9 protein-coding genes and 3 pseudogenes are annotated in these 11,107 nt (G+C 67.4%); 7 read left to right on the top strand and 5 right to left on the bottom strand.

The genetic code is table 11. The features are described 5' to 3' along the window. From A5624_RS28935 to A5624_RS06515, 3 genes and pseudogenes are all read left to right on the top strand, one after another. Positions 1–295: pseudogene (locus A5624_RS28935) on the top strand (hypothetical protein); the annotation flags it as partial. Between the two features lie 124 nt (positions 296–419). Next, complete coding sequence (locus A5624_RS06520; RefSeq protein ID WP_066863339.1) at positions 420–2,369, top strand: NAD(P)/FAD-dependent oxidoreductase; 1,950 nt, start codon at positions 420–422, stop codon at positions 2,367–2,369. 10 nt (positions 2,370–2,379) lie between these two features. Beyond that, positions 2,380–3,499 (top strand): annotated as a pseudogene (locus A5624_RS06515) (alcohol dehydrogenase catalytic domain-containing protein). Here the strand turns inward: A5624_RS06515 and A5624_RS06510 are convergent. Both A5624_RS06510 and dtd read right to left on the bottom strand, forming a co-directional pair. Next, positions 3,410–4,321, bottom strand: coding sequence for an SAM-dependent methyltransferase (locus A5624_RS06510; protein ID WP_066863333.1), 912 nt, complete (start codon positions 4,319–4,321; stop codon positions 3,410–3,412). The pseudogene A5624_RS06515 and the gene A5624_RS06510 overlap by 90 nt on opposite strands. Positions 4,322–4,386: 65 nt before the next feature. Then, positions 4,387–4,818: a D-aminoacyl-tRNA deacylase gene (gene dtd / locus A5624_RS06505; RefSeq protein ID WP_066863330.1), complete on the bottom strand. Its 432-nt coding sequence runs from the start codon at positions 4,816–4,818 to the stop codon at positions 4,387–4,389. A 51-nt stretch (positions 4,819–4,869) separates the two neighbouring features. Here dtd and A5624_RS06500 point away from each other — a divergent pair, with 51 nt between their 5' ends. Together A5624_RS06500 and A5624_RS06495 are read left to right on the top strand one after the other, a co-directional pair. Then, the gene (locus tag A5624_RS06500) at positions 4,870–5,175 is read left to right on the top strand and encodes an MTH1187 family thiamine-binding protein (protein WP_066863327.1); all 306 of its coding nucleotides are present in this window, start codon (positions 4,870–4,872) and stop codon (positions 5,173–5,175) included. Positions 5,176–5,224: 49 nt separating this feature from the next. Next, complete coding sequence (locus tag A5624_RS06495; protein ID WP_066863324.1) at positions 5,225–6,529, top strand: competence/damage-inducible protein A; 1,305 nt, start codon at positions 5,225–5,227, stop codon at positions 6,527–6,529. A 2-nt stretch (positions 6,530–6,531) separates the two neighbouring features. On the opposite strand, the gene A5624_RS06490 is transcribed toward A5624_RS06495, so the two are convergent. Beyond that, the gene (locus A5624_RS06490; protein WP_369827447.1) at positions 6,532–7,884 is read right to left on the bottom strand and encodes a sialate:H+ symport family MFS transporter; all 1,353 of its coding nucleotides are present in this window, start codon (positions 7,882–7,884) and stop codon (positions 6,532–6,534) included. On the opposite strand from A5624_RS06490, the gene A5624_RS06485 reads away from it, so the two are divergent. Together A5624_RS06485 and A5624_RS06480 are read left to right on the top strand one after the other, a co-directional pair. Then, on the top strand, positions 7,883–8,950 hold the full coding sequence (locus tag A5624_RS06485; protein WP_066863317.1) for an amidohydrolase family protein: 1,068 nt from the start codon (positions 7,883–7,885) through the stop codon (positions 8,948–8,950). The genes A5624_RS06490 and A5624_RS06485 overlap by 2 nt on opposite strands. A gap of 47 nt (positions 8,951–8,997) precedes the next feature. Further along, complete coding sequence (locus A5624_RS06480) at positions 8,998–9,393, top strand: phage holin family protein (RefSeq protein WP_066863314.1); 396 nt, start codon at positions 8,998–9,000, stop codon at positions 9,391–9,393. Here A5624_RS06480 and A5624_RS06475 read toward each other — a convergent pair. Then, positions 9,390–10,355: an FAD-dependent oxidoreductase gene (locus tag A5624_RS06475; protein ID WP_066863311.1), complete on the bottom strand. Its 966-nt coding sequence runs from the start codon at positions 10,353–10,355 to the stop codon at positions 9,390–9,392. The genes A5624_RS06480 and A5624_RS06475 overlap by 4 nt on opposite strands. 162 nt (positions 10,356–10,517) lie before the next feature. After that, positions 10,518–11,069 (bottom strand): annotated as a pseudogene (locus tag A5624_RS28495) (hypothetical protein); the annotation flags it as partial. Positions 11,070–11,107: the final 38 nt, after the last annotated feature.

The raw sequence follows: 11,107 nt of genomic DNA, 5'->3' as shown, positions 1-11,107 counted from the left end.
CGAGCTCTACCGAGCCCTCCAAGCCGACCTCAACCCATCACTCGACACACTTGACGCTGCATAGGAGCATCCACGTCCAAGACTGGGTCAAGACTCACCGCACCGACATCGACCAACTCACCCGGCCTGCGGACCCCACCACCGCCTCCTCGAGAAGGGCTGGACCACCCAAAAAACCGCCAACGGCGACACCGAATGGATCCCACCACCACACCTCGACCGCGGCCAACCCCGCGCCAACACCTTCCACCACCCCGAAAGGGTCCTCGCGGATGAGGACGACGACGATCCCTAGCGGCGACGATCCGTAGCTGCGAACGCCTTGATCCCGCGCCGAGCGACCGGGTAGCGTAGTGCTGCCAATTACGAAACTATGGGTAGCGTAATTGGCTACCAAGCCACCGAGAGGATCTCCCGTGATGCGCAGCCGCTACGCCGGCGATCCCTTCACCACATCCACACCCGAGATCGCCGCCGCGCTAGAGGATGTCAGCATTCCCACGCTGTTGCTCTCGCTCGTCCACATCACCGGCGACCCACGGTTCATCCGCGACTTCAAGCAGATGGGCATCTTTCTCAACGAGGTCCAGGGGTTCATGTCAGAGGACGACAAGGCGCGGGCGCGCGCCGAGGCGCTGTCGGTCATCACCGAGTATCGCGACCGCGGTTGCCCCGAACCGCAGCCGCTGAGCCCCGAACTCATCAGGGAGATGATGGACTGGGCGGCTTGCGAACACGTGCCCGACGACTACTTGTCGCTGATCTCCGAAGAGCTCGACCTCGACGGCGTCGACCCTCGCCGGCCCGCCACATTGCCCGCCGAGCGCACCGCCGAACTTCCGGTCCTGGTCGTGGGATGCGGCGAATCGGGCATCCTGGCCGGCGTGCGCCTCAAGCAGGCCAACATCCCGTTCACCATCATCGAGAAGAACGCGGGCCCCGGCGGAACCTGGTGGGAGAACAGCTATCCCGGCGCCCGGGTGGATGTGGCGAACCATTTCTATTGCTACAGCTTCGAGCCCAACAACGACTGGACGCATTTCTTCGCCGAGCAATACGAGCTGCAAGACTATTTCACCAAGGTCATCGACAAACACGGCCTGGCAGACCATGTGCGTTGGCGGACCGAGGTTCTCGCGGCCGAATGGAATGACGACGACGGCGCGTGGAGCGTTTCGCTGCGCTCGTCCGACGGTCGGGCGACCACCGTGCGCGCCCGCGCGCTCATCACCGCGGTCGGGCAGCTGAACCGTCCGAACATCCCCGAGTTCGCCGGCGCGGACACCTTCGCGGGGCCGTCATTTCACTCGGCGGCCTGGGATCATTCGGTAGATCTCAAAGGCAAGCGGGTCGCGCTCGTCGGCGCCGGCGCCAGCGGATTCCAGATCGCCCCCGCGATCGCTGAGGACGTGGAGCACCTCACCGTGTTTCAGCGGACCGCGCAGTGGATGTTCCCGAACCCGATGTATCACGACGAGGTCGGCGACGGGGTGCGCTGGGCGATGCGCCATCTTCCGTTCTACGGCAGGTGGTATCGCTTCCTGGTGCTCTGGCCCGGCTCCGACAAGGGTCTCGACGCGGCCGAGGGTGACCCGGGTTACGCCGACCAGGAGCACGCCGTCAGCGACATCAACGCCGCCGCCCAGATGATGTTCTCGCAGTGGATCACCAGTCAGGTGAGCGAGGATTCCGAGTTGCTGGCCAAGGTGATGCCGGACTATCCCGCCTGCGGCAAACGCACCTTGCAGGACAACGGCAGTTGGCTGCGAACGCTGCAGCGCGACAACGTCGAATTGGTCCGCACACCCATCGACAAGCTTACGCCAAACGGCATCGTCACAGGTGACGGTGTGGCTCATGACGTCGACGTCATCGTGTACGCCACCGGGTTTCGGCACACCGACGTGCTCTGGCCGCTGAAGGTCACCGGCCGAAACGGCACCGATCTGCATGAGATGTGGGGGAGCCGGCCATACGCCTACCTCGGCATCACGGTGCCGGAGTTCCCGAACTTCTTCATCGTCTACGGCCCGGGAACTCATCTGGCCCATGGCGGCAGCCTCATATTTCAGTCGGAGTTGCAAATGCGTTACATCGACCAGTGCCTGGCTCGACTGGCCGAAACCGGCGTGCATTCGCTCGAACCGAAACCCGAGACCGCCACCGATTGGCACCGGCGGACGCAGACCCAGATCAAGAAGATGGTGTGGTCGCATCCGGCGGTCAAGCATTCGTATTTCAAGAACGCCGACGGGGAGATCCACACGGTGAGCCCATGGCGTCTCAACGAATACTGGTCGGCGGTGCGCGAGCCCGATTGGTCACAGTTTGTAGTCCGAACGAAAGATTCGGCGCGACAGGGAAAGTGAGCACGTCAATATGCGCACCGTAGTCGTCGACGGGCCCCGCAGCATTCGGGTGGACACCCGCCCCGATCCGGCGCTTCCGGGGCCCGACGGAGCGATCGTCGAGGTGAGCGCCGCGGGCATCTGCGGATCCGACCTGCACTTCTATGAGGCCGACTTTCCGATGCCCGACCCGATCGCGCTCGGCCACGAAGCGGTCGGCACCGTCGTGGAAGCCGGGCCGCAGGTGCGCGACGTCAAGGTCGGCGATCAGGTGATGGTCTCGTCGGTCACCGGTTGCGGCGCGTGCGCGGGCTGCGCCACCCGCGATCCGGTGATGTGTCACTCCGGATTTCAGATCTTCGGCGGCGGCGTGCTCGGCGGCGCGCAGGCCGACCTGCTCGCCGTGCCCGCCGCGGATTTCCAGCTGCTGAAGATGCCCGAGGGCATCAGCACCGAACAGGCACTGCTGCTCACCGACAACCTGGCCACCGGCTGGGCCGCGGCGCAGCGGGCCGACATTCCCTTCGGCGGCACGGTGGCAGTGATCGGCCTGGGCGCGGTCGGCCTGTGCTCGCTGCGCAGCGCGCTGTTTCAAGGTGCCGCAACGGTTTACGCGGTCGATCAGGTCGAAGGCCGGCTACAGCGGGCCGCCCAGTGGGGCGCGACGCCGGTGCAGGCGCCCGCGCTCGAGGCGATCCTGGCCGCCACCGGCGGCCGTGGCGCCGACGCGGTGATCGACGCCGTCGCGACGGACGCCTCCCTGACCGAGGCGATCAACGCCGTCCGGCCCGGCGGCACAGTCTCGGTGGTCGGCGTGCACGACATGAATCCGTTTCCCCTCAACGCGCTGGGCTGCCTGATCCGCAGCACGACGGTGCGGTTCACCACCGCACCGGTGCAGCGCACCTGGCCGGAACTGATTCCGTTGCTGCAGTCGGGCCGGCTCGACGTCGACGGGATCTTCACCACCACAGTGCCGTTGGACGAGGCGGCCAAGGGCTACGCGACGGCGGAGTCGCGTTCGGGCGACGACGTGAAGATCCTGCTGAAGCCCTAGGTGGTCAGCGGGTCGCCGTGATGTATTGGGACCGCATGAAGCTGTCGATCTTGACGTCGACGTCAGGCGGGGTCATGCCGTAGCCGGCCTGTAGGTCGAGCGTGTTGCGGACGGGTTCGACGGCCCAATCGTGGGCCGCGAGCCACTCCGCGGGGTCAGACTGGGGTTCATAGGTCAGGGCCGAAAAGTCCACATTGCCGGACACATTCACCCCGGGGTGGCTCGCCTCCAGGGCGTGGAGCTGGTCGTGGTCCAGTCGCGATCCCAGCGCGCCGATGGCGATCCGGCTGCCCGGCGCGCTGAGCCCGCTGATCCGGGTGAAAAGCGCGTGTTGCGCCTCGTCGGTGAGGTAGGGGAGCAGCCCCTCCACCGACCAGGCGCTCGGGGTCTCCACGTCGAACCCGGCCGCTTCCAACGGCCGTGACCAGTCGGTACGCAGATCGGCGGCGACCTCGACGCGACGGGCCTTCGGGGTCGCGCCCTGTTCGCCGAGGACGCGGGCCTTGAATTCGAGGACTTTCGGGAGATCGACTTCGAAAACCCTTGTGTCTTGCGGCCATTGGAGCCGATACGCCCGAGAATCCAGGCCGGCGGCTACGATCACCGCCTGCCGGATGCCCGCGGCTGCCGCGGCCTCGAAGAAGTCGTCGAAGAAGCGGGTCTGGACTCCGTAGAGGCGCGGGAAGGCCGTCTCGTCGTCGGAGGTACCGGGGTTGGCAAGCACACTCGCCAGATACGGGTCCTGCGAGGCGGCAATGAAGACTTTCGCGTATTCGTCGCGCACCAGCGGTCGCGGGCTCACGGCGTGCAGCGCTCGCCATCCCGCGACGAGCAGCGCCGTATACCCCACGCTGCTGACGATGTCCCAGTTGTCGTCGTCGGAACGGAGTGACCCGAATTCGGGTGTCGTGCTCATGGTTGCCCTCCCGTCGGCGCCGGCGACGACAAGCCGCCGGGTCCACGGTACCCGTGGGGGCGGGCTCACAGCTCCAAGAGCACCGTCACCGGACCGTCGTTCACCAACTCGACCTGCATGTTCGCCCCGAACACCCCGGTCTGCACCTCGGCGCCCGACTGCCGTAACGCCTCGGCGAACTCCGTCACCAGCGGCTCGGCGACCGCTCCTGGAGCGGCCGCGTTCCACGACGGGCGGCGACCCTTGGCGGTGTCGGCGTACAGCGTGAACTGACTCACGACCAGGATGGGCGCGTTGACATCGGCCGCGGAGCGTTCGTCGGTGAGAATCCTTAGCTGCCAGAGCTTCTCAGCGAGCCGTCGCGCCTTGTCGCCGTCGTCGCCGTGGGTGACACCGACGAATGCCAACAGGCCCTGACCAGCCGGCCGGATCGCGCCCACCACCGCGCCGTCCACCGAGACCGTTGCCGACGAAACCCGTTGCACCAACACCCGCATGGGCCTCGATGGTGCCAGACCGGCCCCGCGGATCTTGGGTACGCTCGATGAATGTCTGTGCTCGTCGCGTTTTCCGTCACCCCAATGGGGGTGGGCGAGGGGGTCGGTGAGATCGTCGCCGAAGCGGTTCGGGTGGTGCGCGATTCCGGGCTGCCCAACAAGACGGATGCGATGTTCACCGTCATCGAAGGCGAAACCTGGGCGGAGGTCATGGCCGTGGTGCAGCGTGCGGTCGAGGCGGTGGCCGCCCGGGCGCCCAGGGTCAGCACGGTGATCAAGGCGGACTGGCGCGCCGGGACGACCGACGCGATGACGCAGAAGGTCGCCACCGTCGAGCGTTACCTTTCCGAGGGCTAGCTGTACCGACCTGAGCCGTTAGGCTTCCGGACGAACGTCCTCGGAGCCGATGCGTAGGCTCGGGGCGGTGAGCACACGCGCAGGAATCGTTGTCACCGGAACCGAGGTCCTGACCGGTCGGGTTCAAGATGCGAACGGCCCCTGGATCGCCGATCGCCTCTTGGAGCTGGGCGTCGAGCTGGGCCACATCACCATCTGCGGTGACCGGCCGGCCGACATCGAAGCGCAGCTGAGGTTCCTGGCCGACCAGGGCGTGGACCTGATCGTCACCAGCGGGGGCCTGGGGCCGACGGCCGACGACATGACCGTCGAGGTGGTCGCGCGCTTCTGCGAGCGCGAGTTGGTGTTGGACGCCGAGGTCGAGGAGAAGATCGCCAACATCCTCAAGAAGCTGATGGGCCGCAACCCCGCGTTCCAATCCGCCTTGGATCCCGGCACTTTCGAGTCGCTGCGGGCAGCCAATCGCAAGCAGGCCATGGTGCCGGCCGGGGCGCAGGTGCTCGACCCGGTGGGGACCGCTCCCGGCGTCGTCGTGCCCGGCAAGCCGACGGTGATCGTGCTCCCGGGTCCGCCGCGCGAGCTGCAGCCGATGTGGCACACCGCCATCGAGACGCCCGCGGCGCAGGAGGCGATCGCCGGCCGGACCGTCTATCGGCAGGAGATGCTGCGCATGTTCGGGCTGCCGGAGTCGGGACTGGCCGAAACGCTGCGCGACGCCGAAACGGCCGTGCCCGGCTTCGAACAACTGGAGATCACCACCTGCCTGCGGCGCGGTGAGATCGAGATGGTCACCCGCTACGAGCCGGACGCCGCGGACGCGTACGCGCAGTTGACCAAGCTGCTGCGCGAGCGGCACGGGCATCAGCTGTACTCCGAGGACGGTTCGCGCGTCGACGATCTGGTGGCCCAGCTGCTGGCCGGCCATCGGATCGCGACGGCGGAGTCCTGCACCGCGGGCCTGCTGGCCGCGCGGCTGACCGACCGGCCCGGGTCGTCGGATTACGTGGCCGGCGGCGTCGTGTCCTACTCGAACGAGGCGAAGGTGGAGCTGCTCGGCGTCGACCCCGCGCTGATCGACGCGCACGGCGCGGTGTCCGAGCCGGTGGCCGAGGCAATGGCCGCGGGTGCGTTGCAACGCTTCGGCGCCGACACCGCGATCGCGATCACCGGAATCGCGGGCCCGGGCGGGGGGACCGAGGAAAAGCCGGTGGGCACAGTCTGCTTCAGCGTGACGGCCGCCGGCCGGACCGATACCCGCACACTGCGGCTACCCGGCAACCGCTCGGATATCCGGGAGCGCTCGACGACGGTGGCCATGCACTTGCTGCGACGCCTACTGGACAACAGCGACTAGCTTCACGTCACTTCGCTTGCCAGGAAAGCGCTTTCGGTGGTGCCGAACCGGATTCCGGTGGCGTCCTTTCCGATCAGCGTCAGCCCCGCCACCGCGATCAGCACCGGCACGATCGTGGCCGCCAACGCGAACGGATAACCGTGCGATTCGGCGAGGCGTTCCTGGATCGGCAGGTTGAACGCCGCCAGCAGGTTGCCCAGCTGATAGGTCACCCCGGGATAGAGGCCGCGGATGGCGTCCGGCGACATCTCGGTGAGGTGCGCGGGAATCACGCCCCACGCGCCCTGCACGAAAAGCTGCATCAAAAACGAACCCAGGCACAGCATCGCGGCGCTGCGCGAGTACGCGAACAACGGGACGATGGGCAGCGCCAGGATCGCACAGAAGACGACGGTGTAGCGGCGGCTGAAGCGCTGCGACAGCGTGCCGAAGACCAGGCCCCCGACGATGGCGCCGACGTTGTAGACCACCACGATCCACTTGACCGTCGTGCTGGACAGACCGGCGCCCTGATTGGCGTGCGCCCCCAGGAAGGTGGGATAGACGTCCTGCGTGCCGTGGCTCATCCAGTTGAAGGCCGTCATCAGCAGCACCAGGTAGATGAACCGACGGATGATGGCGCCGCTGCGCAGCACGTCGCGGATCCGGGTGCTGGTGAGCTTCATCTGATCCTGGGCGGCTTCCCACACCTCGGACTCCTCCACGCGGTAGCGGATGACCAGGCTGATCAACGCGGGGACGATGCTCAGACCGAACAGCCACCGCCACGACAGCCCGATCCAGTCGATCACCACCAGCGAAGCGACGCTGGCCAGCAGGTAGCCGAACGCGTACCCCTCCTGCAGCAGCCCGGAAAAGAACCCGCGCCGCTCGACGGGAACCTTCTCCATGGCGAGCGCGGCGCCCAGCCCCCATTCGCCGCCCATGCCGATGCCGTACAGCAATCGCAGGATGACCAGCACGGTGAAATTGGGGGCGAATGCGCACAGGAAGCCGACCACGGAATAGAACATCACGTCGACCATCAGCGGCAGCCTCCTGCCGACGCGGTCGGCCCAGAGGCCGAACAGCAGCGCGCCGACGGGCCGCATGATGAGGGTGGCCGTGGTGACGAACGCGACCTCGGCCTTGCTGTGATGGAACGTCTTGGCGATGTCGGCGTAGACGAGCACCACGATGAAGTAATCGAAGGCGTCCATCGTCCAGCCCAGTAGCGCCGCGATGAAGGAGTTTCGCTGATCGGCGGTCAACTTCTGACGAGGGCGTGGTGTGGTCACGTCAGCATCGTGGCTTACCCAGCGCGCCGGCGCGAGTTGTTTCACCATGTGGACCGCGAGAGTAAGTTCCGGATACATGCGGATCATCGACGCCGACGGACACGTGGCCGAGAATTCCTCGCTGGCAATCGAAGCGATCAAACGATGGCCGCAGCACGTCAGGCCCAGCACCGACGGCCGGCCGGGATTGACGCTCGAGGGCCGCAACTACCCCGAGGACACGGGTCCGGGCGCGGGTTGCCCGCCCGAACACGGGATCAGTAGGGCGCCCGACATCAACTGCCGCTCACCCGAGGGCGTGCTGGGGGACGCCGATCGCGACCACATCGACACGATGGTGCTGTATCCCAGCATGGGGTTGTGCGCGCCCAGCCTCGAGGACCCGGAGTTCGCCGCGGGATTCTCGAGGCTGTACAACCAGTGGATCGCGGACTACTGCGCCTCATCGGGTGGCCGGTTGCGCGGCGTCGCCGTCACACCGATCGAGCACGGCCGCGTCGCCGTCGACGTCATGACGGAGGCCAAAGAGCTCGGGCTGGTTGCCACCTTGGTGCCGCCGGCGCTCAAGAGCCGCAACCTCGACCACCCCGACCTCGATCCGTTCTACGCCGCCGCCGTCGAGCTCGGCATGCCGTTGGGGGTGCACGGCGCCCCGGGCATTCACCTGCCCAAGATCGGTGTGGACCGTTTCACGAATTACATTCAGGTGCACTGCATCAGCTTCCCCTTCGATCAGATGACGGCGATGACCGCGATGGTCTCCGGCGGCGTCTTCGAGCGCCACCCCGAGTTGCGGGTCGCCTTCCTCGAGGCCGGCGCGGGCTGGGTCCCGTTCTTCATCGACCGACTGCACGAGCATTACGAAAAGCGCGGCGACTGGGTCAAGGGCGGCTGGCGCCGCGATCCGCACGACTATCTGGCCGCGGGCAACATCTGGGTGACGTGCGAGCCGGAGGAACCGATCCTGCCCGGCGTGATCGACGTGCTGGGCGACGATTTCATCATGTTCGCCAGCGACTACCCGCACTGGGACGGTGAGTGGCCGGAGAGCACCAAACACCTGCGCACGCGAACCGACCTCAGTGAGGACTCGCGGGAAAAGATCGGCGGCTTGAACGCGCAGCGCTTCTACAATCTGAACTGAGCTCCGCCGCTTACTCCCGGCCCCGACGGGTGGCAGGATTTGCGACCATGGGCCCATTTCTGTTGCGCGCCGCGTTGACCGGCCTGGCGCTGTGGATCGTCACCCTTTTGGTGCACGGCCTTAGCTTCGTGGGCGGGGACACGAAGCTGGAACGCGTCGGCATCATCTTCGTCGTCGCCGTGATCTTCGGGTTGGTCAACGCGTTCATCAAGCCGATCGTCCAGATCCTGTCGATCCCGCTGTACATCCTGACGCTCGGCCTGTTCCATGTCGTCGTCAATGCGCTGATGCTGTGGATCACCGCGCGGATCACCGAGCACACCACGCACTGGGGGCTGCAGATCGATCACTTCTGGTGGACCGCGATCTGGGCCGCGATCGTGCTGTCGATCGTTAGTTGGTTGCTGTCCTTGGTGATTCGGCGTACTGGCGCCCGGCGCTAGCCATCATTGGCCAGGTTCACCACATCGCCCGCGCAACCCCAGGACAAGGTGACGCCGTTGCCGCCGTGCCCGTAATTGTGGATGCACCGCGCCCGCCCCAGCGGCTCGGCTTCCACCCGCACCGAAGGACGGTCGGGACGCAGGCCGGTGATCACCTCGATCACCTCGGCGTCGTTCAGGCGCGGCTCGACGCGGCGACAGCGCCGCAGGATGCGTTGCGTCACGTCGGGGTCGGCCGCGGTGTCCCAGCGCCCGGGGATGCTGACGCCGCCGCAGACCACCCGTTGCGGATGGGGGAAGTAGCAGGTCCAGTCCGGGCCGCCGTCGGTTTCCACAAACAATTGCCGCAGACCGGGATTGGTGAGCACCACGTGCTGGCCGAACAATGGCTGCACGGTGTCGTCACCGGTCAGCGCGCCGGCGGCCAGCCCGGCGCAGTTGACGACGATTTCGGCGGCGTCGGCGGCCTCGTCGAGCGTCCGCACGGGATGATCCTCGATTTCGCCGCCGGCCGACGCCAGCCGTCGGGTCAGGTAGTCGAGATAGTGCGGCATGTCGATCATGGGCAGGGTCGCGCGAAACCCGGTGCGGGAGCCCTCGGGGAGATCGGCCGGGTCGGCCGGCCGCAGGTCGGGAATCAACGCCGCCGCCGCCGATGACATCGCCTCGGTCGCGGTCAGTTCACCGGCGGCCAGCGCCGGCGCCAGCTGGACCCCGGAGTCGGGATCGTCGGCAAGATCGGTGAACACCCGCAGCGAGCGCTCGGTCCACTCCAGCGTCTCGGCTGCGCGCTCGGCGGGTCGTGGGGGAAGCCAGACGGCGCCGGCCACCGCCGAGGTCGTCTGCTTGCGCGTGGCGGCCGCCCATACCCGTACCGGCCAGCCGGCCTCGGCCAAACAGATGGCCGACGTCAGCCCGCTGACGCCGGCGCCGACGACGACAATCTGCTGCGAAGGTGCCACGGCGCCACGGTAACGAAAACGGCCCGGCCGCGGAACGGGCCGAGGGTCGATCAGGGTCGATCAGGAATGCGCGCCCTGCGGGGCCGGCGAAGCGGGGGAAGCCGCCGGCGCTTGCGGGGCCGGCGAGGCGGGTGAAGCCGCCGGGGCCTGGGGGGCCGGCGAGGCCGACGGCGCCCGCTGGGCACCCCCGCCCAGCAGGCTGTTGAGGATGCCGAGCGTGCCCTGCACACCCGCGGGCGGCGCGCTCGACGGCACCGCGGCGTCCGGCGTCAGCTGCCAGGGCTGGCAGCCCGAGGTCTTGAACGCTTTGTCGCCCGGATCGATCTGCACGACCTGGGGCTTCTTGGACATGGCGTTGTCGATGATGTTGCCGTCGGGGTTGCCGGTCCGCTTCCAGTAGCAGGTTCCGTCGCCGACGGGACCCCCGGAGCTGTATATGCCCGGCACGATGTCGCTACCCACCGCGTAGATGCCGTCCTTGTCGATGGACGTCTTCGGTTCCGCCGGTGCGGGCGAGGCCCCCGGGGACGCGGCCGGCGACGGCGACGCCGAAGGTGCCGGCCCGGGCGCCGGCCCCCGCGTCTCGTCCGGATCGGCGCTGGCGACGACCGTGGACGCGGCCCAGCCCGCGACCATCAGACTCGCAGCGACCACCCTCGCCGCAGCAGGTACTCCACCCATAGAGATCGAGGGTACCGGGGTGGACAACCTAATTCATATCGTTGTGAAATCTGCGGAGTGGCAAAGAACGG

It is taken from the genome of Mycobacterium sp. 1482292.6, from assembly GCF_001672995.1.
GTDB classification, from domain to species: domain Bacteria; phylum Actinomycetota; class Actinomycetes; order Mycobacteriales; family Mycobacteriaceae; genus Mycobacterium; species Mycobacterium europaeum_A.
Note: the sequence above shows the minus strand (reverse complement) of the source record. Positions and strands in the feature narration are given on the sequence as shown.

Excerpts from the sequence above, each read along its gene's own strand:
- A5624_RS06520 (WP_066863339.1), top strand. The coding sequence starts at position 420 with ATGCGCAGCCGCTACGCCGGCGATCCCTTCACCACATCCACACCCGAG.
- A5624_RS06510 (WP_066863333.1), bottom strand. The coding sequence starts at position 4,321 with ATGAGCACGACACCCGAATTCGGGTCACTCCGTTCCGACGACGACAAC.
- dtd (WP_066863330.1), bottom strand. The coding sequence starts at position 4,818 with ATGCGGGTGTTGGTGCAACGGGTTTCGTCGGCAACGGTCTCGGTGGAC.
- A5624_RS06500 (WP_066863327.1), top strand. The coding sequence starts at position 4,870 with ATGTCTGTGCTCGTCGCGTTTTCCGTCACCCCAATGGGGGTGGGCGAG.
- A5624_RS06495 (WP_066863324.1), top strand. The coding sequence starts at position 5,225 with ATGCGTAGGCTCGGGGCGGTGAGCACACGCGCAGGAATCGTTGTCACC.
- A5624_RS06485 (WP_066863317.1), top strand. The coding sequence starts at position 7,883 with ATGCGGATCATCGACGCCGACGGACACGTGGCCGAGAATTCCTCGCTG.
- A5624_RS06490 (WP_369827447.1), bottom strand. The coding sequence starts at position 7,884 with ATGTATCCGGAACTTACTCTCGCGGTCCACATGGTGAAACAACTCGCG.
- A5624_RS06480 (WP_066863314.1), top strand. The coding sequence starts at position 8,998 with ATGGGCCCATTTCTGTTGCGCGCCGCGTTGACCGGCCTGGCGCTGTGG.